Here is a 23,860-nt window from a genome sequence, read left to right on the forward strand (position 1 = left end):
GACAGCAGAAGGGCCACCCTGCGGGGTGGCCCTTCTTCGTTCTGCCCGGCCTTTTGTCGCGCCTGGGGTCAGCCCTCAGCCCATCGGGCCTTGAGGCGCGCCTGGATCGCGTCACGGATCCGTCGGGTGGCGTCCAGCCGTGCCTCGCGCCCCTCGCCCGCGCCGGGGGCGCCGGGATCGGGCAGGGGCCAGTACTCCACCGCCATGTGCCAGCGCTCGGCCAGTGCCTCGGCGCGGTGCCGGCTCGCCTCGCTCAGCGCGACGACAAGATCGTAGGAGGACAGGTCGTCCCCTTCCTCGATCAGCCCGTCGAAGCTGCGCGAGCGGTGGCGCGACAGCTCCACCCCGATCTCGGCGCAGACGGCGATGGCGAAGCCGTCGATCTCGGCGTCGCTGCGCAGGCCGACAGACTGGACGTAGCAGGCCTCGCCGTAGAGCTTCTTCATGATGCCCTCGGCCATGGGCGAGCGGATGGCATTGTGATCGCAGCAGAACAGAACGGCCTGCGGCAGCGTCTTCGGCGCGGTCCCGGCTGCGCCCATGCCCCCTACCCCGCCGGACCCAGCACGCAGATCAGCGTGAAGAGCCGGCGCGCGGTGGTCAGATCCACCTCGGCCTTCCCCTCCAGCCGCTCCTGCAGGACGCGGGCGCCCTCGTCGTGGATACCGCGGCGCGCCATGTCGATGGTTTCGATCTGGCCCGGCGGCAGCGTCTTCACCGCCTCGTCGTAGCTTTCGCAGATCTGGAAGTAATCCTTCACCACCTGCCGGAACGGCCCGAGGCTGAGGTGGAATTCTCCCGCCGGGGCGCCGTCCGGCGCACTGAGGTCGAAGACCAGCCGCCGCTCGCGGATCGCGAGGACGAGGGCAAAGGGCCCCTCCTGCCGGGGCTGCCCCTCGCGCGGCGGCAGGGCGAAGACGTTCTCCTCGAGCAGGTCGTGCACGGCCACGCGCCGCTCCTGCTCCATCTCGGGGGTGGGCGGGGCGCGGCCGGCATCGTCCAGCGCGATGGAGACGAGGTGGCTCATCCCGCCTCCGGCCCGTTCAGCCGATCCAGCCGCGCCCGCAGCGCGAGGCCATGCGCCTCGAGGCCCTCGGCCTGCGCCAGACGCTCTGCCGCGGGGCCCAGCGCCGCCAGCGCGCCGGGGGTCAGCCGCGACAGCGTCGTGCGCTTGAGAAAATCGAGCACCGACAGCCCCGAGGAGAAGCGCGCCGAGCGGGCGGTGGGCAGCACGTGGTTCGGCCCCGAGATGTAATCCCCCGCCGCCTCGGGCGTCATCGGCCCGAGGAAGATCGCACCGGCATGGCGCACCTTGGCGGCGACGGCCTCCGTTTCGGCGCAGCAGATCTCGAGGTGCTCGGGCGCGATGCGGTCGGACAGGGCCGCGGCCTCTTCCATGTCGCGCACGATGATCACCGCGCCGAAGTCGCGCCAGCTTGCCGCGGCGATGTCGCGGCGCATCAGCCCCTGCAGCCGCGCTTCGAGCGCCTGCTCGACCGCGCGGCCGAAACTTTCGTCGTCGGTGATCAGGATCGCCTGCGCGCTCTCGTCGTGCTCGGCCTGGCTCAGCAGGTCGAGGGCGATCCAGTCGGGGTCGTTCTGCGCATCGGCGATCACCAGGATCTCCGAGGGGCCGGCGATCATGTCGATGCCGACCTTGCCGAAAACGCGCCGCTTGGCCGCCGCGACCCAGGCATTCCCGGGGCCGGTGATCTTGTCGACGGGGGCAATGGTCTCGGTGCCATAGGCCAGCGCGGCGATCGCCTGCGCGCCGCCGACGCGGTAGACCTCATCGACCCCGGCGATGCGGCAGGCCAGCAGCACCAGCGGGTTCAGCCTGCCGCCCGGCGCGGGCACCGTCACCGCCAGTCGCTCGACCCCGGCGGCCTTGGCCGGCACGGCATTCATCAGCACCGAAGAGGGATAGGCCGCCGTGCCGCCGGGCACGTAGAGACCCGCTGCCTGCACCGGCGTCCAGCGCCAGCCGAGCGAGGCGCCGTCGGGATCGGTCCACATCGCGTTTTCGGGCAGCTGGCGGACGTGGTAGGCGCGGATGCGCTCTGCTGCCAGCTCCAGCGCGGCGCGATCCTCGGAGGAGACCTGCGTGGCCGCCTCGTCGATCTCCTGCGCCGAGATGCGCAGGCTGTCCTGCGTCAGCTCCAGCCCGTCGAAGCGGGCGGTCAGCTCGATCAGCGCGGCATCGCCGCGGGCGCGGACATCGGCGATGATCGCCTGCACGACCTCGTCCACGTCGGGGCTGTCCTCGCGCTTGGCCGAAAGCAGGGCGGTGAAGGCGGTCTCGAAATCGGGATCGAGCGTGGACAGGTACTGCGGCATCGGACGGCTCCTTTCCAAGGGGCCATAGCGTCCGGCGCGGGGACGCTCAACTGCCCAGCTGCAGCGGCACCGTTTCGCCATCGCTGCGGCAGGTGACAGCGAACACTCGCCAAACGGGGCTGCATGATCTAGATGGTTACAGAACTGACATGTCGTCATGGTCCTCTGAGCTTCATGCAAGAACGCATAGACCCCTTGATCGCCGAACGGGCCCCCTGGCTGTTCCGGCCCTCCCCGATGATCCGGGGCATGCGCAGCGTCCTCAATCGCACCCTGTCCTATGACAAGACGATCGAGCTGGGCGGCCAGTATCGCGACGAATCGACCGCGAAGATCATGGGCGACATGGGCCGGATGCTGGCGCAGACGCTGACCGTCAGCGGGCTGCACAACATCCCCCGCCAGGGGCCGGCGCTGATCGTCGCCAACCACCCCACCGGCATCGCCGACGGGATCATCCTCTACCACGTGCTCGCCGGGATCAGGCCCGATCTCTACGTCTATGCCAATGGCGACATCCTGCGGGTCATGCCGCAGATGTCGGATTTCATCGTGCCGGTGGAATGGCGCAAGGAAAAGCGCAGCCACTCCAAGACCAAGCTGACGATGGATCTCACGCGTCAGGCCGTGGCGGAGGAACGTCTTGGCGTGATCTTCCCCGCCGGGCGGCTGGCCAAGCGCAAGGGCCTGCGCCTGTATGAGCGGCCCTGGATGCCTTCGGCGGCGATGCTGGCGCGCAAGTTCAAGCTGCCGGTGATCCCGGTGAACATCCGCGCCCGCAACTCGGTGCTGTTCTACCTCTTCGACCTGATGCACCCGACGCTGCGCGACATCACCCTGTTCCACGAGATGCTGAACAAGGCGCGCCAGCCCTTCGTCGTGACCGTGGGCGAAGAGATCAGCCCCGCCGCCCTTCCGGCCACCTCGGAAGAGGGGATCGAGATGCTGCGCCGTGCGACCCTGGCGCTCGGGGGCGAGGATGCGCCCACCGTCAGCCTCGTGCGGTCCACCCGCAAGCTGCTGCCCTTCTCCTGAGCGGGCGTCCTGTCCTGAGCGGGCGCCTTAGCGGCGCCCGCAGGCAAATTCAGTCCAGCGCCACCTTGTAGCTGTCGCCGAAGTCGGCGTCGCTGCCCGCGTAGCTCATGGTCGAGATGGTGACGTGGATCTCCGGCACGACATCGGCCGCGGCGAGGGCCAGATGGGCGGGCCGCTCCTGCGGACGGAGGGAGGCTTCGGGCGCGACATCTGCGCGACGATCCAGCCGGCAGTAATCCTGCTCGCGCGTCCAGGCCGAGACGGCCTCGCGCACGGAGCCGCGGGTCAGTGGGCCCCATTGCTGCGCCGCGCCCTGCCAGCGCCCCTCGTAGACTGCGACGGCATCGTCGCGCGGCACCGCCAGTTCGAGAATGCGCGCGGTGCAGGAGAGGTTGGCCAGCGGATCCTTGAGGCCGGCGCCCTGCCCCGCCCGGCAGCCGACGGCGCGGGCGGTATCGGGCAGGATCTGCATCAGGCCGTAATAGAGACCATTGCCGCCCACGACCTCGGGCTGATGCCGGCTTTCGTACCAGGAAACCGCGGAAACCAGACCGGCCCAGAAGGCGCGCCGCATTTCCGCCGTGTTGCGGCTGTAGGCGGGGCACCAGGTCTCGATATCCTGCGGCACGACGTCGTCCAGACGGGGTGCATTGGTCTCGAGCGCCGACATCAGGGTGCGGGTCCAGACCGCGCCCTCGGGCTCGTCCTCCCAGCGGGTGCTGGGGATGTAGAAATCGCGGGCCTGCGGACGCAGGGCGGCATGGACCCTGACGCTGCCATCCGGCGCCGCAACGGCGCGGGACCCTTCGACATTGGCTTGCGCCGGACCGAACGTGCAGGCGGCGGCAAGAGCGGCGGCCGCGATGCCGCGCGCAGCGGCGCCGGGGCGCCGGAATTTGAAACTGATCACTGAAAAACCTCTGTTACGAAAGCCGCCCCGAAAACACCCGGGGCGGCGGTAATGGCCGGTCAACCGCGCGTGGTGGCCTCCGGCTTGCAATAATCCTGTTGCGACACCCACTCGGCCATGCCGTTGCGGGCGGCGGAGCTGTGGAACGGGCCCCAGTCGGCGGCGAGGCCGCGGCGGCCCGAGGCGACGACGCCGTCGCGCAGGACCGTACGGGCGGCGATGCGCACCGCGCAGGACAGGTTGGCCGCGCCGTCCTTCAGCGCCTGCCCGGTGCTGGCGTTGCAGCCGTAGCCCCGCGCCGTGGCGGGCGAGATCTGCACCAGCCCGAACCACTGGCCGCCGCCGCCGACGGCTTCGGGGTTCCAGGTGCTCTCGTAACGCGCCAGGGCCGAGAACATGCCCGCCCAGAAGGCGGCCCGCTCATCGGCCGCGGCGGTGGTGTAACCGGGGCACCAGGCCGCGATGTCGCCGGGCACAAGGTTGACCAGCGGTGCGCCCACGCCGTCCAGCGCGGCAAGCGTCGTTTCGGTCCATTGATCGGCTTCGGGGCGATGGTCCCAGGCCATGACAGGCAGCGCCTGCACCACCGGCGCGGGCTCCGGCGCCGGCGTCTGAGCGCAGGCGGCAAGAACGGCGATCACCGGCAGGACCGCGAGCCGGGAAAGGCGGCGGACGGGTCCGAAGCTGAAGGAGCGAAACTGCATCGATCTGCGGGTCTTTTTTTCTGTGGCAACAACGTCACGCTCTGTCGCCGATCCCACGTAAACGAGTCGAGTCCGCGGGCGCGAGGACCCCGACTTCGGCGAAACCTCGCGCAAAATGCCCCACCGTCGCCCGAAAGGCGCCTATCGCGCGCCGCTTGATCGCGCCTGCCCAAGCGCCTAGGAAGCAGATCGTGCAGCAAGACGAGGAGATGGCGCCGATGCTGGATCTCAGCTACGAGGCCCCCGCCCCCAAGGTCATCCAGGGCGCCACAGGCGATTGGGAGCTTGTCATCGGCCTCGAGGTGCATGCCCAGGTCGCCAGCAAGGCCAAGGTCTTTTCCGGCGCCTCGACCCAGTTCGGCGCCGAGCCCAACAGCAACGTTTCCTTCGTCGATGCGGGCATGCCGGGGATGCTGCCGGTGATCAACGAGGGCTGCGTGGCGCAGACCGTGCGCACCGGGCTGGGGCTGAAGGCGGCGATCAACCTGCACAGCGCCTTCGACCGCAAGAACTACTTCTACCCGGACCAGCCCGCCGGCTACCAGATCAGCCAGCTCTACCACCCCCTCGTCGGCGAGGGCGAGGTGCTGGTCGAGCTTGGGAACGGCACGGCCCGCCGCGTCCGGATCGAGCGCATCCACCTCGAGCAGGATGCCGGCAAATCGATCCACGACATGGATCCCACCATGTCCTTCGTGGACCTCAACCGCGCCGGCGTCGCCCTGATGGAGATCGTCAGCCGGCCCGATATCCGCAGCCCCGAGGAGGCGGCGGCCTATATCCTCAAGCTGCGGCAGATCATGCGCTACCTCGGCACCTGCGACGGCGACATGCAGAACGGCAACCTGCGCGCCGACGTCAACGTCAGCGTCTGCCGGCCCGGCGATTACGAGAAATACGCCGAGAGCGGCGATTTCTCGCATCTCGGCACGCGCTGCGAGATCAAGAACATGAACTCGACCCGCTTCATCCAGGCGGCGATCGAGGTCGAGGCGCGGCGCCAGATCGCCATCCTCGAGGATGGCGGCCAGATCGTGCAGGAGACCCGCGGCTTCGACCCCGACAAAGGCGAGACGCGCAGCCAGCGCTCCAAGGAGGAGGCGCACGACTACCGCTACTTCCCCGATCCCGACCTGCTGCCTCTCGAGATCGAGCAGGCCTGGGTCGATGACATCGCCTCTGCCCTGCCCGAACTGCCGGATGCCAAGAAGGCCCGCCTGATGGAGGCCTTCGGCCTGTCGGACTACGACGCTGGTGTGCTGACCGCCGAAGTCGAGAATGCCGCCTATTTCGAGCAGGTGGTCTCGGGCGGCACGAAGCGCGACGGCAAGACCGCCGCGAACTGGGTCATCAACGAGCTCTTCGGACGGCTCAAGCGCGACGGCGACAAGGCGATCACCGAAAGCCCGGTCTCGCCGGACCAGCTGGGCGGCATCGTCGAGCTGATCGGCAAGGGCGACATCTCGGGCAAGATCGCGAAGGACCTGTTCGAGATTGTCTATACCGAGGGCGGCGATCCGGCGCAGATCGTGGAAGAGCGCGGGATGCGGCAGGTCACCGATACCGGCGCCATCGAGACCGCGGTGGACGAGGTGATCGCCGCCAACCCGGCGCAGGTCGAGAAGGCCAAGCAGAACCCCAAGCTGGCCGGCTGGTTCGTCGGCCAGGTGATGAAGGCGACGGGCGGCAAGGCGAACCCGGCGGCGGTCAACCAGATCGTCTCGGCCAAGCTGGGCCTCTGACCGGACCTTTGGCGCGCGCCCGGTGCCGGCAGAGTGCTGCCGCCCGGTCGCGCGAACCCTTGGCCCCGCGCGCCGCAACCGTTAGGCTCCGCCGGCACGAGATCAGCCGGAGCTTCCCATGCCCTACGAGTACAAGGTCGTCCCCGCCCCCAGCCGCGGGCTGAAGGGGGGCGGCAAGGGAGAGGACCGCTTCGCCCATGCGCTGGCCAGCGCGATGAACGAGCAGAGCGCCCTGGGCTGGGAATACCTGCGCGCCGAGGCCCTGCCCGCCGAGGAACGGCGCGGGCTCCTGCGGCGCGCCTCGGTCGAGACGCGCTACCTGCTGGTCTTCCGCCGCGCGCGCGATGCCGCCGCCCAGGCCCGCGGGCCCGAGCTGGCGCCGGTTGCGCCCGCCGCGCTGGACGCGCCGCGTCAGGAGCCGCCCGCGCCGCAGGCCGAGACCACCTCGCCCTCCGTGCGGCCGCCCTCCGCCGCCCTCGCGGCCGCGCAGCGCCAGGCCGCCGCGGCCCGCCGCAGCGAGCCGGCCACCGCGCATCCGGCCCCCAAGGTCGACCCCGAGGGCAGCGCCGTGCCGGCCGAGGCCCCCGCCGCGCGGCGCGATGACTAGCGTGCGGCGCGGGCCGGCTGGAAATTCTCGGCACGCCCCTTCCGATTTACGCTCATCGGTTTAGAGTACCGCGTCCGACTCGAAAGGAGAGGCAGAGCGCATGGCAAAATCCGACCCCTTCGGCTTCGACATCTCGGTCTCGGCCTCGAAGAAGAAGAACCCGCGCGGCCGCCGAGGCATGTCCGGCGCCTCCGAAACCTCGACCCGCATCTGCGACCATCCGGGCTGCCAGGAGGCGGGCAAGTACCGCGCCCCGAAAAGCCCCGATGTGCTCGATGACTTCTGGTGGTTCTGCAAGGACCACGTGCGCGAGTATAACCTGAAGTGGAACTTCTTCGACGGCACGACCGAGGCCGAGTTCAGCGACAAGGTCAATCAGGACCGCGTCTGGGAACGCCCGACGAAGCCTTTCACCAGCGAAGAGCAGCGCGCCTGGGCCCGGCTGGGCGTCGACGATCCGCACCAGGTCCTGGGCGGAAATGCGACGCGCAACCCCGGCCGCCGCAATGGCGGTGGGCGCCGCCTGCCCCCGACCGAGCGTCGCGCCGTCGAGATCCTCGAGCTGAAGGACACCGCCACCAAGACCGAGGTGCGCAAGGCCTACAAGGCGCTGATCAAGGTGCTGCACCCGGACATGAACGGCGGCGACCGCAGCCACGAGGAGCAGTTGGCCGAGGTCGTCTGGGCCTGGGACCAGCTCAAGACCAGCCGCAACTTCAAGGACGAGGGCTAGCGCCTTCGCCGCCCTGCCCGCCGGCCCTCTCGCCGATCCGGCGCGCTGGCCCTCTCTGGCCGGGGAGCGGGCGCTGGCCGCCCGCCTCGGGCAGGAGCGCGATCTGGCGCTCTGGCTGGCGGAGCAGGTCGCGCGGACGGAGGATCTCTCATTCGCGCGCCTCTTCTCCGATCACATCGATCTGCCGGGTATCGGGGTGCAGGACTACCTGCACCGCCACCTCCGCACCCCCTCGGGCAGCCTGATCGGCGGCATCCGGTTCTTCGGGCAGGACATCCGCCGCCCCTTCGTCGAGGTCGTGGCGCATGATTTCGACAACCTCGACACCCTGCGGGACGCGGTGCGCTTGGCCTGGGCGGGCTTCGCGCCGCATGCCCTGCAGCTTCGGGACCTGCCGGGGCTGATCCGCGCGCCGGACGCGCGCCTCGATCAGACGATCCACGCCGCGCGCCATGACGCGATGACGCCCGCCGACGGGCGCGTATGGCTTCGGCCCTTCGCCGACTCTGAGCCGGCCGAGGCGCTGCTGCGCCAGCGGTTTCGGCGCCTCGCCCAGGACGACCCCGCACTCGCCGCCGATATCCAGCCTGCCGCGCCGCGGGAGCTGCGGGTCTGGCACGCAGAGGGGATGCTGCGCGCCATCGTGCCGCGGGGGCGGCAGGAGCCCGCAGGGCTGATCGCGATCCGGCCGGATCGCTGCCGCTGGATTACTGGCGACGTGGTGCAGGAAGAGGCTGTCGCGGCACATCATGCGGGCCGTGGCTATGCCGCCGCGGCGCAGGCCGCATGGGCGGCAGAGGTCGCGCCCGACAGGAGCCGGCTGATGATCGGCACCATCGACGGGCGCAACGCGGCCTCGCGCATCAGCGCGCGGCGCGCCGGGCGCGAGGCGGTGCTGGAGGAGGTCTTCCTCCCCCTCGACCGGGGCCGGCGCGCTTAGCCCGCTTCTTCGGGCAGCGTGCCGCTTGCCAGAACCGCGCCCGTCGGCGCGCCGGTGGGCGAGCCGCCCGCGGGCTCGTCCGAGATGGCGAGCGTCGCGCCGGGCATCAGCGGCAGCAGGTCCGGCTCGAAGGGCAGCACGATTTCCGGCTGAACCTCGCTGATGACGGCGAGCGAGATCGGCTCTCCGCTCTCGGGGATCAGCCAAAGCTGGTGCGCGCGGCCCGCAGGCGGCCCCTCTGCGTCGATGGCGAGATCGAGCGCCGAGGCGGCGGCATCGATCCGGGCCTCGATCAGCACGGTGCCGTCGGCCGAGGCGATCTCGGTGCGCAGGCCCGGCAGCGCCTCGCGCTGCGGCGTGAGCAGCCCGGCCTCGGAGACCAGAAGCGCCACGAGCGCGGCCGCCAGCGCGCCGCCGAGAGCGGTCCCGACCCCGAGCCGCCGCCAGAGCGGGCGCGCGCCACCGCCGAAAAGCCGCTGCTGGATCCGGCGGCGAAGGCGCCGCGGCGCCTCCACCGGGGGGACCGCGGCGGCGACGCCGGCCATCCGCTCCGTCCAGTCGCGGTGCAGCGCCCGAAAGCCGCTGTCGGTCTGGAGGCGCCGATCCGCTTCGGCAGCCTCTTCCGCACCGAGCAGACCGAGCACATGCTCTGCCGCGAGAACGGAGTCGTGGTCCCTGTCTTCCGGTCCGGCCCCGCTCATCGGCTCATGCACTCCTTCAATCGCTGCAGGCTGCGCCGCAGCCATGTCCGCATCGTGTTCAGCGGAACCGCGTAGCGATCCGCAAGCTCGGCATAGGTGAAGCCGAACATATAGGCGCCCTGCACCGCCTCGGACCGCTCCGGCTCGAGCTCGCCCAGGCAGGCGCGCAGCAAGTCGCCGTCCGACCGGGCCAGGGTCAGGGCCTCGGGCCCCGGGCTGGCGTCGGGCTGCTCCATCGCCTCGGCGATGGGCGCCTGCCCGCTCCGCTCCGCCACGCGGCGGCGGCGCAGCAGATCGATCGCATGGTTGCGCGCGATGGTGATCAGCCAGGTCATCGGGCTGAGCCCCAGCACCTGATACCGGTCCGCGTTATGCCAGACCCGAACGTAGACTTCCTGCAGGGCGTCTTCCGCCTCTGCCCTGCTTCTCAAGATACGCAGGCAGATCCCGAACAGTTTCGCCTGGGTCCGCTCGTAAAGCTGACCGAAGGCCTTGCGGTCCTGCAGCGCCACCCGCGCGATGATGCGCTCAAGCTCGTCTCGATCGGTCATCCCGTCTCCGCTCAGGGGCCCGAGGGCAAGGCTCTTGCCCTGCCGTCAAGGGCGAAGGATGCTGCCCGCGGCAGCGAATTGCAACGGCACGAGGCATCGTGCGACCCCGGGTCAACCTGCGGCCTGCTTCAGGGCGCCGGTCCCGCCCCTCTCTTGAACCCGGATGGCATATGCTCCATTGCTGTGCCCGATATCCAGATCAGGCGCGGGAGGTCCGGCATGGCGGACGGCAGCATCGACATCGCGGCACGGCCGACGGAAGAGATCGACGTGCGCGAGGTCTTCGGCCTCGACACCGACATGCGCGTGAAGGGCTTTGCCGAGCGCACGGAGCGGGTGCCCGAGATCGACCCGACCTACAAGTTCGACCCCGACACCACCTTCGCGATCCTCGCGGGCTTCGCCTACAACAGGCGTGTGATGATCCAGGGCTACCACGGCACCGGCAAGTCCACCCATATCGAACAGGTCGCCGCGCGGCTGAACTGGCCCTGCGTGCGCGTGAACCTCGACAGCCACATCAGCCGGATCGACCTGATCGGCAAGGATGCGATCAAGCTGAAGGACGGCAAGCAGGTCACCGAATTCGCGGAAGGCATCCTGCCCTGGGCGCTGCGGCACCCCTGCGCCATCGTCTTCGACGAATACGATGCCGGCCGCGCCGACGTGATGTTCGTGATCCAGCGCGTGCTGGAGACGGACGGCAAGCTGACGCTGATGGACCAGAACCAGGTCCTGACGCCGCATCCGAACTTCCGCCTCTTCGCCACGGCCAACACCGTCGGCCTTGGCGACACGACGGGCCTCTATCACGGCGTCCAGCAGATCAACCAGGCGCAGATGGACCGCTGGTCCCTCGTGGCGACGCTGAACTACCTCAGCCACGACGCCGAGGCCGCGATCGTCCTGTCGAAGGCGCCGCATTACAACTCGGCCGAGGGGCGCAAGATCGTCAGCCAGATGGTCACCGTCGCCGACCTGACGCGCACCGCCTTCATGAACGGCGACCTGTCCACGGTGATGAGCCCGCGCACGGTCATCAACTGGGCCACCAATGCCGAGATCTTCCGCAACGTGGGCTATGCCTTCCGCCTGTCGTTCCTGAACAAGTGCGACGAGCTCGAGCGTCAGACGGTGGCAGAGTTCTACCAGCGCTGCTTCGACGAGGAGCTGCCCGAAAGCGCCGTCTCGGCGGCCCGCGGATGACGGTCGCGGCGGGCTGAGGATGCGGGGCGCGCTGATCCTGTCGCTTGCGCTGGCCCTGCCGCTTCCGGCAGCGGCGCAGGGGGCCATGGGCGCCTATTCCGCCGCCGATTGCGCCGCCTTCTGGAGCGCCTATGCCCGCCGCATGGGCGGCAGCGACATCGCCCGCCTCGCCGAAGGCTTCGGGCAGGCGGCGCAGCGGATCGAGGGGGCCGGCCCCACGCAGGCGCGGCGCGATGCGATGCTGGCCCTGATCCGGGCCTATATCGAAAACAACGACCGGCAGAGCCGCGACCTGTTCAACAGGCTCGCGCAGGCCTGCAGCAGCCTCGCCGCCGAGCTGCCCGAGACGCGCGGCATCCGGATGTGACGAAGGGCGCGCAGGGCGCGCCCTTCCCCGCCTCAGCCGCGCGCGGCTTTCAGCGCATTGGCCCACCAGACCAGATCGTCGAACATCGCGGTGGCCGAGGGGCGCAGCACCGCGTCGATCGCGCTCATCTCGGCATTCTCGCCCAGCGGGTGCACCTTCATGAATTCGCCGCCGCCGATGTGGGTGGCGAAGCGGATCGGCGCCATCTGCAGCTCGGAGGCGATGGTGCGCAGGTGCTCGACCGCGCGGGCGCCGCCGTTGCCGCCATAGGCCAGCGCCGTCATCGGCTTGCGGACCCAGGGGGTATAGGCTTGATCCAGCGCGTTCTTCAGCGCGCCGGTGATCGAGTGGTTGTACTCGGCCACCTGGAAGACGAAGCCGTCGTAGGGCTCCAGCGCCTCCTGCCAGCGCACGGCATTGGCGTCGCTGCTGGGCATCCACAGCTGCGAGGCGGGCTCGTTGAAGAAGGGCAGGTCGAAATCGCGGATATCCAGAATATCGAGCGTGAGGTCGTCGCGCTCTGCGGCGACGCCCTTCAGCCATGCGACGGGCTTCTCGGCGAAGCGGCTGTCGCGGGTGGAGCCGACGATAAGGGCGATGCGCGGGGTTTCGGCCATGATCTGTCCTTTCAGGAGGAATGACTGCGCTCTCTGCTTTGGCGATCCACCGGCGGCGCGCAAGCTGGGCCGGCCCTGCACCGGCGCACAGCCCCTGACCCCTGCCGCACGAAGCCGGCGCATCTTGCCGCGCCCCGGCCACAATGGTTAGGTGCCGCCCATGGCGCATTCCTCAGACAATCCTGCCGATCCCTTCAAGAAGGCCCTCGCCGAGGCGACCAAGGTCATCGCCGGCGACGGCGATCTGACGGTCAGCTATTCCGTCGACCCGCCGGGCCAAAGCGGCGAGGCGCTGCGCCTGCCGCAGGTCAGCCGCCGGATGACCGAGGAAGAGGTGCTGCTGGCCCGCGGCACCGCCGATTCGCTGGCGCTGCGTCACCGCTACCACGATGCCGCCATCGCGGCGCGCTACATGCCGCCCGGCGGCGTCGCGCGCGAGCTTTACGAGGCGATGGAGGGCGCGAGGGTCGAGGCCGTGGGCGCGCGCCACATGCCCGGCACCGCTAAGAACATCGACGCCCGCATCGGCCACGAGGCCGAGCGCAAGGGCTATGCCCAGATCCGCGACCGCGCCGATGCGCCGCTGTCCGTCGCCGCCGGCTACCTGATCCGCCACCTCGCCACCGGCCGCCCGCTGCCCGAAGGCGCGGGCAACGTCATGGAGCTGTGGCGCGACTTCATCGAGAGCCAGGCTGCGGACCGCCTCGGCGGCCTCGAAGAGGCGCTGGAGGATCAGCGCAGCTTCGCCCGCTTCGCCCGGGACCTGATCCGGGACCTCGGCTACGGCGACCAGCTGGGCGACGATCCGGACATGGAAGACCCCGAGGACGAGAGCCAGGCCGAGGAGGGCGACGAGGAGGAGCAGGAGCCCGACAGCACCGGCGAGGACGAGGATCAGGAGGCCGAGGACGAGGCCGCCCCCGACCGCAGCCAGGAGCAGCAGCAGGACGACAGCCAGGCCCAGGTCTCGATGGACGACGAGCCCGACAGCGAGATGTCCGAGGAAAGCGACAGCCCCGAGGGCGAGGCCCCGCAGGAGCCGCCGCAGCCGCAGCCGGTCTCGGAGGCCGATCCGAACTACAGTGTCTACGACGACACCCACGACGAGGAGATCGGCGCCGCCGATCTTGCCGAGCCGGCGGAGTTGGAGCGTCTGCGCGCCTACCTCGACCAGCAGCTCGAGCCGCTGAAGGCCGCCGTCGGGAGGCTGGCCAACAAGCTGCAGCGCCGTCTGCAGGCCAAGCAGAACCGCAGCTGGGAGTTTGATCTGGAAGAGGGCGTGCTCGACGCCGGGCGGCTGGCCCGCGTGGTGGCGAATCCCACGACGCCGCTCAGCTTCAAGGTCGAGAAGGACACCGAGTTCCGCGACACCGTCGTGACGCTGCTGCTCGACAACTCCGGCTCGATGCGGGGGCGGCCGATCTCGATCGCGGCGATCTGCGCCGACGTGCTCGCCCGCACGCTCGAACGCTGCGACGTCAAGGTCGAGATCCTCGGCTTCACCACCCGCGCCTGGAAGGGCGGGCAGAGCCGCGAGAACTGGCTGGCCGATGGCCGCCCCGCCGGCCCCGGCCGCCTGAACGACCTGCGCCACATCGTCTACAAATCCGCCGATGCGCCCTGGCGCCGGACCCGGCCCAACCTCGGGCTGATGATGAAGGAGGGCCTGCTGAAGGAGAACATCGACGGCGAGGCGCTGGAATGGGCGCACCGCCGGATGCAGGCCCGCCCCGAGCAGCGCAAGATCCTGATGGTGATCTCGGACGGCGCGCCGGTCGATGATTCCACCCTCTCGACCAACCCGGCGAACTACCTCGAGAAGCACTTGCGCGACGTGATTGCCATGGTCGAACGCCGCCGCGCGGTCGAGCTGATCGCCATCGGCATCGGCCATGACGTGACGCGCTACTACCAGCACGCGGTGACGATCACCGATGTCGAACAGCTGGCCGGCGCGATGACCGAGCAGCTTGCCGGCCTGTTCGACCGCGACCCGCGCAAGCGCGCGCGGGTGCTCGGCATGAACCGCGTCGGCCGCAAGACCCGCGCCGCCTGAGGCGCAGAAGGAAAGACCCCATGTTCCAGACATTCACCGCCAGCGCCCGCCCCGAACAGGGGCCGCCGCGCCTCGATGCCCTGCGCGCCGCGATGCGGGAGGCCGGCGTCGATGCCTGGCTCGTGCCGCGCGCCGATGCCCACCGCGGCGAGAACGTCCCCGAGGGAGAGGAGCGTCTGGCCTGGCTCACGGGCTTCACCGGCTCCGCCGGCTTCGCAGCGATCACGCAAGGCGCCGCGGGCGTCTTCATCGACGGGCGCTACAGGGTGCAGGTGAAAAGCCAGGTCGCCGATGTCTTCACCCCGGTGCCCTGGCCCGAGACCGGCCTCGCCGAGTGGCTGGCCGAGGCGCTGCCCTCGGGCGGGCGCCTCGGCTTCGACCCCTGGCTGCACACCCCGGCCGAGCTAGCCGAGCTGCGCGCCGCGCTCGAGCCGAAGGGGTTCGGCCTGATCCCGCTCGAGAACCTGATCGACGGCATCTGGACCGATCGTCCCGCCCGCTCCGATGCGCCCTTCTACCCCCACCCGCTTGAGGTCGCCGGCGAAAGCCACGCCGACAAGCGCGCCCGCATCGCGCGGACCCTGGCCGAGGCCGGCCACCGCAGCACGGTCCTCAGCCTGCCCGATTCCATCGCTTGGCTGCTGAACATCCGCGGCGCCGATATCGCGCGCACCCCCGTCCCGCTCAGCTTCGCGGTGCTCTACGACGACGGGCGGGCAGAGCTTTTCTGCCGCCCCGGCAAGGCCGAGGCCCTCGCCGATCACCTCGGCCCCGACGTGACCGTGCTCGACGAAGAGGCCTTCCTCGGCGCCCTCGGCCAGCTGCCGGGGCCGGTCCGCGTCGATCCCAAGTCGATCCCCGAGATCGTCGTCTCCACCCTCAAGGGCTGGGAGATCGAGATCGCCGAGGCGCCTGATCCGGTCGTCCTGCCCAAGGCGCAGAAGAACGAGACAGAGCTTGCCGGCATGCGCGAGGCGCATCTGCGCGACGGCGCCGCGGTCTGCAGCTTCCTCGCCTGGCTCGACGAAGAGGCGCCGAAGGGAGCCCTGACCGAGATCGCCGTGGCCCAGGCCCTCGAAGGCTTCCGGCGCGAGACGAATGCGCTGCGCGACATCAGCTTCGAGACCATCTCGGGCGCCGGTCCGCATGGCGCCGTGGTGCATTACCGCGTGACCGAAGAGACGGATCGCGCCGTGACGCCGGGCGATCTGCTGCTCGTGGACAGCGGCGGTCAGTACGACGACGGCACCACCGACATCACCCGCACCATCGCCGTGGGCGAGGCCGGCGCGGAAGAGGCACAGCGTTATACCCTGGTGCTGCGCGGCATGATCGCGATCAGCCGCGCCCGCTTCCCCAAGGGGCTCGCCGGGCGCGATCTCGACGCGCTGGCCCGCGCCCCGCTCTGGGCCGAGGGTCTGGATTACGACCATGGCACCGGGCACGGCGTCGGTGCCTATCTATCGGTGCACGAAGGCCCCGCCGGCCTGTCCCGCCGCAATACCGAGCCCCTGGCCGCCGGCATGGTGATCTCGAACGAGCCCGGCTACTACAAGGAGGGCGCCTACGGCATCAGGATCGAGAACCTGCTGGCGGTGACCCCGGCGCCCGATCTGCCCGGGGCCGACGACAGGCCGATGCTCTCCTTCGAGACGCTGACCTGGGTGCCGCTCGACCGGCGCCTGATCCTCGCGGATCGGCTGACACAAGCGGAACGGGACTGGATCGATCGCTACCACGCCGATACACTCCGGCTGATCGGCCCGCGCGTCAGCGGTCCGGTCGGGGATTGGCTGAAGGCGGCCTGCGCGCCGCTCTGACGGAAGGGTCCCTTGGGGCAAGACCGGGCCGCGTGCCCGGAGAAGGAAACATGACATGACGGATCGCATCACCATCCGGCCCTCGGGCCGCAGCTGGGTCGTCCGCGCCGACGGCGCCGTTCTGGGCGAGAGCACGACCGTGCTCGAACTTCTCGAAGAGGGGCACGAGCCGGTGATCTATTTCCCGCGCGAGGATATCGCGATGGCCTTCCTCGATGCCTCGGAGACCCGCACCACCTGCCCCTTCAAGGGCGAGGCGCGCTACTTCTCGATCATCGCGCAGACCGGCGCGATCAAGGACGCCGCCTGGTCCTACGAGGACCCGAAGGAGGCGGTGCGCCAGATCGCCGGCCACCTCGCCTTCGACCGCAGCAAGGTCGCGGTCGAAGCGATCTGAGCGCGCGCCCCTTCTTCTCTTTGCAAATATCCTCGGGGGGTGAAGCGGGCCACCGGCCCGCGAGGGGGGCAGACAGCCCCCCTCCCCCGCATGCCGCAAAGGCGCCGCGTCAGGAATGCTCCTCCGCCGCCTGCCGCGCCAGCGCGCGGTTCATCGCCCGCAGCGCATCGACCTGGAACAGCGTGCCCCAAAGCTGCGGCGGCGCATCGGCCGTCTCGCCGAAGCTGACGACGGGGATCCAGGGGGCGGCGGTCTTCTCGAACAGCGGCATCGCCTGCTCCAGCGTCGCGTCGCTCTCCAGGAACAGCCCCTCGCGCACCCGCGCCATGGCCTCCTCCTCGGGGGCGGCGCGCGGCGCGCCGGCGGCGCGCATGACGCTTTCGACCCGCAGCGTGCACAAAAGCCAGGCCTGCGGGCCGGCGGCAAGATGCACCCCGCGCCGCTCGAGCTGGGTCAGAAAATAGCTGCGATCCACGATGCGCGAGGCCAGCGCCGTCGAGATCGAGACCGCGACCATGACAGCCAGCCCGGTCTGCCAGTCACCCGTCAGCTCGAAGACGATCAGCGTGGTCGAGATCGGCGCCCCCAGCACCGCTGCCGCCACCGCTCCCATCCCGGCCAGCGCGTAGAGCGTCCCCTCGCCCGAGGCCTCGGGAAACAGCGAGGTCGCCACGGTGCCGAAGGCCAGCCCCGTCAGCGCCCCCACCATGAGCGAGGGCGAGAAAACGCCGCCCCCCATGCGCCCGCCGAGGGTGATCGCCGTCGCCAGCACCTTGACCGCGGCGAAGATCACCGCCGTCCCCAGCGCCAGCTCACCCACCAGCGCGCGCGAGGTCGTCTCGTAGCCGACGCCGATGATATGCGGGAACCATACTGCGATCCCGCCCAGCATCACCCCCGAGAGGGCGGGCCGGGCCCAGCGCGGCAGGCCGCTGCGCGCCTGCGCGCGCGCGGCCATGTCCTCGGCCAAGAAGATCGCGCGCATCAGCGCCACCGCGACGCAGCCGCAGACCAGCCCCAGCAGCACGAAGGCCGGAAGCTCCTGGTAGAAACCGAGCTGCCCCTTCACCGGCAGCACGAATTCGGTCACGTCGCCGAAGACGCTGCGGGCCAGGACCGTGGCGGCGGCGCTCGCGATGACGATGGGGGCGAAGGCATGGACCGCGAAATGCCGCAGCACCACCTCCAGCGCGAAGAGCGCCCCGGCAATGGGCGCATTGAAGCTGGCCGAGACGCCGGCGGCGACGGCGCAGCCCAGCATGTCGCGCCCGGTGCGCCCGTCGGCCCGCATCAGGCCCGAGGCATAGGTCGCCAGCACGCTCGACAGGTGCACCACCGGCCCCTCGCGCCCCGTCGAGCCGCCGGTCGAGAGGGTGATCATGCTCGCCAGCGTCGAGATCAGCCCCCGCCGCTTCTGCACCCGCCCCTCGGTCAGGGCCGCCCCCTCGATCACGTCGGCGACAGAGCGGACGCGCCCGTCCTCGGTGAAGCGGTCGAGAAGCAGCCCGACGGTCAGCCCGCCAAGCGCCGGGATCGCCACCAGCCAGTACCAGGGCAGAGAGGCGGCAAAGCTGTGCAGATGCGCCGGATCGTCGGTGCCGTAGATCCGCTCCTGCAGCAGGCCGACGCTCAGACGAAAGGCGATTGCGCCAAGGCCCGCCGCGCAGCCGAGAAAGAGGGCGATGAACCAGAACTGCAGCGCCGTCGGGCCGCGGCGGCGGATCAGGCCCCAGGCCTCGCCCCAGCGGCCGCGCAGCGCCCGGGCCGTGACCGCGCGGCGCCCGGCTTTCGCCGCCGGCTGTGACGGTGGTACTTCCTGTCCCGGGCCTGCCGATGCGGCGCCGCCTTTCGTCATCCGCCTCCCCTTTCAGCGCCCTTTTCCTTTGCCCGCTCGATCCCTACCCTGCGCCGGCACGGCAGGAGAGACGAGAATGACCATGGATGCGGCGCTCGATGCGATGGCCCAGCTTCTAGGGGATCGGCTGTCCCGATCAACCCCGGACCGCGATGCGCATGGCCAGTCCGAAAGCTGGTTCGCCCCCATGCCGCCCGATGCCGTGGCCTACCCTAAGACCACGGAAGAGGTCGCGGGCCTCGCCCGCATCGCCCATGCGCATGGCGTCCCGCTGGTCGGCTGGGGGGCCGGCACCTCTCTGGAAGGCCATGCGCTTGCGGCCAGGGGCGGGGTCTGCATCGACTTCTCGCGCATGGACAGGGTGCTGCAGATCAACGCCGAGGATATGGACGTGCGCGTGCAGCCCGGCGTCACCCGCACCCGCCTGAACGAGGAACTGCGCGCCACTGGCCTGTTCTTTCCCGTCGATCCCGGCGCCGATGCCTCGCTCGGCGGGATGGCGGCAACGCGGGCCAGTGGCACCACGGCGGTGCGCTACGGCACGATGCGCGACGCGGTCCTCGCGCTCGAGGTGGTGCTGGCCGACGGGCGGGTGATCCGCACCGGCAGCCGCGCGCGCAAGACCTCCGCCGGCTACGACCTGACGGCGCTGATGGTCGGTTCCGAGGGGACGCTGGGCCTGATCACCGAGCTGACGCTGCGCCTGCGCGGCCAGCCCGAGGCCGTCTCGGCCGCGAAGGTTGCCTTCGAGACCATCGAGGGCGCGGTCGATGCCGTGATGGAGGTGATCCAGTGCGGCGTGCCCATGGCGCGGATCGAATTCGTCGATGCCGCCACCGTCGAGGCTTTCAACAGCCAGCACGATGCCGGCATGCCGCTGCACCCGCATCTTCTGGTGGAATTCCACGGCTCTCCCACCGCCGTCGCCGAGCAGGCAGAGCTTTTCGGCGCGGTCGCCGAGGAGCATGGCGGCGAGGGCTTCCAATGGTCCGACAAGGCCGAGGACCGCAGCCGCCTGTGGGAGATGCGGCATCGCGCCTACTGGTCGATTCTCGCCAGCCGCCCCGGCACACAGGCGCTGATCACCGATGTCACGGTCCCGATCTCGCGCCTGGCCGAGGCGGTGCGCGAGACGCAGGCCGATATCGAGGCCAGCGGCATCGAGGGGCCGATCCTGGGGCATGTCGGCGACGGCAACTTCCACGCCATCCTGCTGCTCCGCGACGGCCAGGAGGAGGATGTCGCCGAGGCCAAGGCGCTGGCGCACCGCATGGCCGACCGCGCCCTGAGGCTGGGCGGCACGGTGACGGGGGAGCATGGCGTCGGCCTTGGCAAGCTGGGCTACATGGAGGCCGAACTTGGCGAGGGGTGGGAGGTGATGGGCCTGCTCAAGCAGGCGCTCGATCCCAAGGGCATCCTGAACCCCGGCAAGCTGCTGCGGCAGCCGGAGGCCTAGGCCCCGCCCCGGCAGGCCGGGCTGTTTCCGCCCGCACAGGCACTGTTACATGCTGTCGCAAAGAGTGAATTGTGACTCGAGCAAGGCGCCACTACCTCAAACTGTAACAGTTAATAAACGTTCGAGGTCTCACCGTGCAGACGACTCTTTCGCAAAAGACGAGCTTTGCCGGCACCGGGCTGCACAGTGGCCGCCCCGCTCGCGTGACCCTGCATCCCGCGCCCGCCGATCACGGCATCGTCTTCCGGCGCAGCGACTTCGCCCGGATCGACGGTGCCGCCGATCCGCTGATCCCGGCGCTCTGGGACCGTGTCATCGTCTCGCCGCTGAACACGCGGATCGAGAATGCCGAGGGCGTCAGCGTCTCGACCATCGAGCATCTGATGGCCGCACTCTCGGGCTGCGGCGTGCATAACGTGCTGGTCGAGATCGACGGACCCGAAGTGCCGATCCTCGATGGCAGCGCCGCCCTCTTTGCGCGCGGCATCCTCTCGGCCGGCCTCGCGGTGCTGGATGCGCCGCTAATGGCGATCGAGGTGCTGCGCCCCGTCAGCGTCACGCAGGGCGAGGCGACGGCCCGTCTCGAGCCGGCGCGCAAGCCCGGCCTGACCATCGACTTCGAGATCGACTTCGCCGATGCCGCCATCGGCCGCCAGATCCGCCAGATCGACATGGCGAACGGCGCCTTCCTGCGCGAGCTTTGCGACAGCCGCACCTTCTGCCGACTGCAGGACGTGACGGCGATGCAGAAGAACGGCCTCGCGCTTGGCGGGACTGTCAACAACGCGGTCGTCGTCGACGGCGCAACGGTGCTGACGCCCGGCGGGCTGCGCCACAAGGACGAGGCCGTGCGGCACAAGATGCTCGATTCGGTGGGCGACATGGCCACCGCCGGCGCGCCGATCCTTGGGCACTACAGCGGCCACCGTGCGGGCCATGCGCTGACCAACGCCCTGCTGCGCGCGCTTTTCGCAGAGGCCGGCAACTGGCGCCTGCGGCCCATCGACGCGGGCCTCGCGCGGCACCTGCCGGGCGCGGACCTGCGGCAAGAGGATCTGGCCGCCGTCGCCTGAGACAGGCGCGGCGCTGCTGGGCCGGCCCCCGCCGGTCCCGGCAAAAGGCATTTTGCCTCCCGATCTTCCATGCTAGACCCGCGGCCAATCGGGGCGGCAGCCCTTAGAACAGCCCAGGGGTCGCAGGATCCGAGGCGGCGAAGGAATCGGGTGGCAGGCGACGTGCGGACGACAGGGCGGCAAATGGGCTCCGGGTTGCGGCGGACGCTGGGGGCCGGCGGGTTTATCCTCATGCTGGGCCTCGCGGCCTGCGGGCCGGACACCGATCTTTCGCCGGGCGCGCTCGACGGCTATTCCGCCGAAGAGATCTACCAGCGCGGCGAATACGAGCTTGAGCGGAACCAGCCCGACGACGCCGCCCTCTACTTCGGCGAGATCGAGCGGCTTTACCCCTATTCCGACTGGGCCAAGCGCGGCCTGATCATGCAGGCCTTCGCCTATCACCGCGACCGCGACTACGAGAACAGCCGTGCCGCCGCGCAGCGCTACGTCGACTTCTACCCTGCCGACGAGGATGCCGCCTATGCGCAGTACCTGCTGGCGCTGTCCTACTACGACCAGATCGACGACGTCGGCCGCGATCAGGGCCTGACCTTCCAGGCGCTACAGGCGCTGCGGGTGGTGATCGAGCAGTATCCCGACACGGATTACGCGCAATCGGCCACGCTGAAGTTCGACCTCGCCTTCGATCACCTCGCCGCCAAGGAGATGGAGATCGGGCGCTACTACCTGCGCCGGGGCCATTACGCCGCCGCGGTGAACCGCTTCCGCACAGTGGTCGAGGATTTCCAGACCACCAGTCACACGCCAGAGGCGCTGCACCGGCTGGTCGAAAGCTACCTCTCGCTCGGTCTGACGGACGAGGCCTCGACCGCTGGCGCGATCCTCGGCTTCAACTACCGCTCGACCGAGTGGTACGAGGACAGCTACGCCCTGCTGACGGGCCAGGGCCTGCGGGCCGAGGTCTCGGGCGACAACTGGCTTGCCTCGATCTACCGGCAGGTGGTCCGGGGCGAGTGGATTTGAGGCGGCGCCCGATAGCGCCGAAGACCTGAGAGATGCTGCGCGCGCTCGACATCCGGGACATGCTGATCATCGACCGGCTGGAACTTAGCTTTCAGCCCGGCCTCAACGTGCTGACCGGCGAGACGGGCGCGGGCAAGTCGATCATGCTCGACGCCCTCGGCTTCGTGCTGGGCTGGCGCGGACGGGCCGAGCTTGTGCGCAGCGGCGCCGAGCAGGGCGAGGTCACCGCCGTCTTCGACCTGCCGCAGGGCCACCCTGCCCGCGCGGTGCTGGAGGAGGCCGGGATTGATGCCGACGAGGGCGAGCTGATCCTGCGCCGGATCAACACCGCCTCGGGCCGCAAGACCGCCTGGGTCAACGACCGCCGCGCCTCGGGCGAGGTGCTGCGCCAGCTGTCGGACACGCTGGTCGAACTGCATGGCCAGCAGGATGACCGCGGCCTTCTGAACCCGCGCGGCCACCGCAGCCTGCTCGACGATTACGCCGCCGCTGAGAGTGCCCTGGCCGAGGTGCGCGGCGCTTGGCGCGCCCGCCGCGAGGCGCGCTCCGCGCTCGAGGCGGCGCAGGCCCAGCTCGAGGCGCTGAAGGCCGAAGAGGAATACCTGCGTCACGCTGTCGGAGAGCTGGATACCCTGAACCCGCAGCCCGGTGAGGAAGCGGAACTGGATATCAGCCGCCGCCGCATGCAGGGCGGCGAGCGTGTGCGGCAGGACATCGCCCGCGCCCACCAGATCATCGGCGGCGAAGGTGCCGAGGGCGCCGTGGCCGAGGCCATGCGCTGGCTCGACGGCGCCACCGAGGGGGCCGAGGGCAGCCTCGACGCCCCGCTCGAGGCGCTGGCCCGCGCGCTCGACGCGCTGGGCGAGGCCGAGGGCGGCGTGGCGGCGGCGCTGGAGGCGCTGGACTTCGATCCCAACGCCCTAGAGGCCACCGAAGAGCGGCTCTTCGCGATCCGCGGCCTCGCGCGCAAGCACGAGGTGCAGCCCGACGACCTCGCCGGTTTCGCCGAGGATTTGCGGGTCCGTCTCGCCGCGCTCGACGCCTCCGAAGGCGACATGGCCGAGCGTGAGGCCGCGGTTGCCCGCGCCGACGCGGCTTATGACCAAGCCGCCGCCGCGCTGACCGCGCTGCGGCAAGAGGCTGGCACCCGCCTCGCCCAGGCCATGGCGCAGGAGCTGGCGCCCCTGAAGATGGAGCGCGCGGTCTTCGACGTCCGGGTCGAGCCGGCGGAGCCGGGGCCCGAGGGGCGCGATGCCGTGACCTTCGAGGTGGCGACCAACCCCGGCGCCCCCTCAGGCCCCTTGAACCGCATCGCCTCTGGCGGAGAGCTGTCGCGCTTTCTGCTGGCGCTGAAGGTCTGCCTGACCGGCGGGCGCGCCGGCCTGACGATGATCTTCGACGAGATCGACCGCGGCGTCGGCGGCGCCACTGCCGATGCCGTCGGGCGCCGGCTCGCCGCGCTGGCGGGCGCGGCGCAGGTCCTCGTCGTCACCCACAGCCCGCAGGTCGCGGCGCAGGGGGCGCATCACTGGCGGGTGGAGAAGGCCGTCTCGGATGGCGTGACCACCAGCCGCGTCGTGCCGCTGAACGAAGGCGAGCGGGTGGACGAGATTGCCCGCATGCTGGCGGGCGATGCGATCACCGACGCCGCGCGCGGCGCCGCGAGGGCACTGCTCGGCACGGACTGACCGGCCCCCCTACCCCGCCTGCTGAAACGCAAACGGCCG

23 protein-coding genes are annotated in these 23,860 nt (G+C 70.3%); 14 read left to right on the forward strand and 9 right to left on the reverse strand.

The window, feature by feature from the left end; genetic code table 11:
- Positions 1–68: 68 nt before the first annotated feature.
- From DFP88_RS13180 to hisD, 3 genes are read right to left on the reverse strand one after another with little or no spacing between them, the layout of a single operon-like run.
- Positions 69–542, reverse strand: a complete 474-nt coding sequence (locus DFP88_RS13180) for an arsenate-mycothiol transferase ArsC (protein WP_110815155.1) — start codon at positions 540–542, stop codon at positions 69–71.
- 5 nt (positions 543–547) lie between these two features.
- Positions 548–1,027 carry a UPF0262 family protein gene (locus DFP88_RS13185; RefSeq protein WP_110815156.1) on the reverse strand — a complete coding sequence of 160 codons (480 nt, stop codon included), beginning with the start codon at positions 1,025–1,027 and terminating at the stop codon, positions 548–550.
- Entirely contained in the window at positions 1,024–2,337 is a 1,314-nt protein-coding gene (gene hisD / locus DFP88_RS13190; RefSeq protein WP_110815157.1) for a histidinol dehydrogenase, read from the reverse strand. The genes DFP88_RS13185 and hisD overlap by 4 nt, the downstream gene beginning before the upstream one ends.
- 174 nt (positions 2,338–2,511) lie before the next feature.
- On the opposite strand from hisD, the gene DFP88_RS13195 reads away from it, so the two are divergent.
- Positions 2,512–3,372 carry a lysophospholipid acyltransferase family protein gene (locus tag DFP88_RS13195; RefSeq protein WP_110815158.1) on the forward strand — a complete coding sequence of 287 codons (861 nt, stop codon included), beginning with the start codon at positions 2,512–2,514 and terminating at the stop codon, positions 3,370–3,372.
- A 49-nt stretch (positions 3,373–3,421) separates the two neighbouring features.
- On the opposite strand, the gene DFP88_RS13200 is transcribed toward DFP88_RS13195, so the two are convergent.
- Together DFP88_RS13200 and DFP88_RS13205 are read right to left on the reverse strand one after the other, a co-directional pair.
- Positions 3,422–4,282 (reverse strand): transglycosylase SLT domain-containing protein, encoded by an 861-nt coding sequence (locus DFP88_RS13200; RefSeq protein WP_110815159.1) that lies wholly within the window; start codon positions 4,280–4,282, stop codon positions 3,422–3,424.
- 59 nt (positions 4,283–4,341) lie between these two features.
- Positions 4,342–4,986 carry a transglycosylase SLT domain-containing protein gene (locus DFP88_RS13205; RefSeq protein WP_110815160.1) on the reverse strand — a complete coding sequence of 215 codons (645 nt, stop codon included), beginning with the start codon at positions 4,984–4,986 and terminating at the stop codon, positions 4,342–4,344.
- Between the two features lie 218 nt (positions 4,987–5,204).
- On the opposite strand from DFP88_RS13205, the gene gatB reads away from it, so the two are divergent.
- From gatB to DFP88_RS13225, 4 genes are all read left to right on the forward strand, one after another.
- On the forward strand, positions 5,205–6,728 hold the full coding sequence (gatB, locus tag DFP88_RS13210; RefSeq protein ID WP_110815254.1) for an Asp-tRNA(Asn)/Glu-tRNA(Gln) amidotransferase subunit GatB: 1,524 nt from the start codon (positions 5,205–5,207) through the stop codon (positions 6,726–6,728).
- 118 nt (positions 6,729–6,846) lie between these two features.
- Positions 6,847–7,335: a DUF4177 domain-containing protein gene (locus tag DFP88_RS17235; protein WP_220032336.1), complete on the forward strand. Its 489-nt coding sequence runs from the start codon at positions 6,847–6,849 to the stop codon at positions 7,333–7,335.
- 100 nt (positions 7,336–7,435) lie between these two features.
- On the forward strand, positions 7,436–8,068 hold the full coding sequence (locus DFP88_RS13220) for a J domain-containing protein (protein ID WP_110815161.1): 633 nt from the start codon (positions 7,436–7,438) through the stop codon (positions 8,066–8,068).
- A gap of 196 nt (positions 8,069–8,264) precedes the next feature.
- Positions 8,265–9,008: a hypothetical protein gene (locus DFP88_RS13225; RefSeq protein WP_110815162.1), complete on the forward strand. Its 744-nt coding sequence runs from the start codon at positions 8,265–8,267 to the stop codon at positions 9,006–9,008.
- Here the strand turns inward: DFP88_RS13225 and DFP88_RS13230 are convergent.
- Positions 9,005–9,709, reverse strand: a complete 705-nt coding sequence (locus DFP88_RS13230; RefSeq protein WP_181418643.1) for an anti-sigma factor — start codon at positions 9,707–9,709, stop codon at positions 9,005–9,007. The genes DFP88_RS13225 and DFP88_RS13230 overlap by 4 nt on opposite strands.
- Positions 9,706–10,260: a sigma-70 family RNA polymerase sigma factor gene (locus tag DFP88_RS13235; protein WP_110815164.1), complete on the reverse strand. Its 555-nt coding sequence runs from the start codon at positions 10,258–10,260 to the stop codon at positions 9,706–9,708. The genes DFP88_RS13230 and DFP88_RS13235 overlap by 4 nt, the downstream gene beginning before the upstream one ends.
- Before the next feature lie 219 nt (positions 10,261–10,479).
- On the opposite strand from DFP88_RS13235, the gene cobS reads away from it, so the two are divergent.
- Both cobS and DFP88_RS13245 read left to right on the forward strand, forming a co-directional pair.
- Positions 10,480–11,466, forward strand: coding sequence for a cobaltochelatase subunit CobS (gene cobS / locus DFP88_RS13240; RefSeq protein WP_110815165.1), 987 nt, complete (start codon positions 10,480–10,482; stop codon positions 11,464–11,466).
- A gap of 19 nt (positions 11,467–11,485) precedes the next feature.
- Entirely contained in the window at positions 11,486–11,833 is a 348-nt protein-coding gene (locus DFP88_RS13245; RefSeq protein ID WP_110815166.1) for a hypothetical protein, read from the forward strand.
- A 32-nt stretch (positions 11,834–11,865) separates the two neighbouring features.
- Here the strand turns inward: DFP88_RS13245 and DFP88_RS13250 are convergent, their stop codons facing one another.
- On the reverse strand, positions 11,866–12,450 hold the full coding sequence (locus DFP88_RS13250) for an NADPH-dependent FMN reductase (RefSeq protein ID WP_110815167.1): 585 nt from the start codon (positions 12,448–12,450) through the stop codon (positions 11,866–11,868).
- Between the two features lie 160 nt (positions 12,451–12,610).
- On the opposite strand from DFP88_RS13250, the gene cobT reads away from it, so the two are divergent.
- Genes cobT through DFP88_RS13265 form a run of 3 tightly spaced genes read left to right on the forward strand, consistent with a single transcriptional unit; the run spans position 12,611 to position 16,723 of the window.
- On the forward strand, positions 12,611–14,506 hold the full coding sequence (gene cobT, locus DFP88_RS13255) for a cobaltochelatase subunit CobT (RefSeq protein WP_110815168.1): 1,896 nt from the start codon (positions 12,611–12,613) through the stop codon (positions 14,504–14,506).
- Positions 14,507–14,526: 20 nt separating this feature from the next.
- Positions 14,527–16,326: an aminopeptidase P family protein gene (locus DFP88_RS13260; RefSeq protein ID WP_110815169.1), complete on the forward strand. Its 1,800-nt coding sequence runs from the start codon at positions 14,527–14,529 to the stop codon at positions 16,324–16,326.
- A gap of 55 nt (positions 16,327–16,381) precedes the next feature.
- Entirely contained in the window at positions 16,382–16,723 is a 342-nt protein-coding gene (locus DFP88_RS13265; protein WP_110815170.1) for a DUF427 domain-containing protein, read from the forward strand.
- 109 nt (positions 16,724–16,832) lie between these two features.
- Here DFP88_RS13265 and DFP88_RS13270 read toward each other — a convergent pair whose 3' ends face one another.
- Positions 16,833–18,578, reverse strand: a complete 1,746-nt coding sequence (locus DFP88_RS13270; RefSeq protein WP_110815171.1) for a chloride channel protein — start codon at positions 18,576–18,578, stop codon at positions 16,833–16,835.
- 76 nt (positions 18,579–18,654) lie between these two features.
- Between DFP88_RS13270 and DFP88_RS13275 the strand changes: the two genes are divergently transcribed.
- From DFP88_RS13275 to recN, 4 genes are all read left to right on the forward strand, one after another.
- The gene (locus tag DFP88_RS13275) at positions 18,655–20,034 is read left to right on the forward strand and encodes an FAD-binding oxidoreductase (RefSeq protein ID WP_110815172.1); all 1,380 of its coding nucleotides are present in this window, start codon (positions 18,655–18,657) and stop codon (positions 20,032–20,034) included.
- 134 nt (positions 20,035–20,168) lie between these two features.
- Positions 20,169–21,107 carry a UDP-3-O-acyl-N-acetylglucosamine deacetylase gene (lpxC, locus tag DFP88_RS13280; RefSeq protein WP_110815173.1) on the forward strand — a complete coding sequence of 313 codons (939 nt, stop codon included), beginning with the start codon at positions 20,169–20,171 and terminating at the stop codon, positions 21,105–21,107.
- A 183-nt stretch (positions 21,108–21,290) separates the two neighbouring features.
- On the forward strand, positions 21,291–22,133 hold the full coding sequence (locus tag DFP88_RS13285; RefSeq protein WP_110815174.1) for an outer membrane protein assembly factor BamD: 843 nt from the start codon (positions 21,291–21,293) through the stop codon (positions 22,131–22,133).
- Between the two features lie 32 nt (positions 22,134–22,165).
- Positions 22,166–23,821, forward strand: a complete 1,656-nt coding sequence (gene recN, locus DFP88_RS13290) for a DNA repair protein RecN (RefSeq protein ID WP_110815175.1) — start codon at positions 22,166–22,168, stop codon at positions 23,819–23,821.
- Positions 23,822–23,860 lie beyond the last annotated feature (39 nt).

Origin of the sequence: Pseudoroseicyclus aestuarii (assembly GCF_003217255.1) — a bacterium.
GTDB lineage: Bacteria > Pseudomonadota > Alphaproteobacteria > Rhodobacterales > Rhodobacteraceae > Pseudoroseicyclus > Pseudoroseicyclus aestuarii.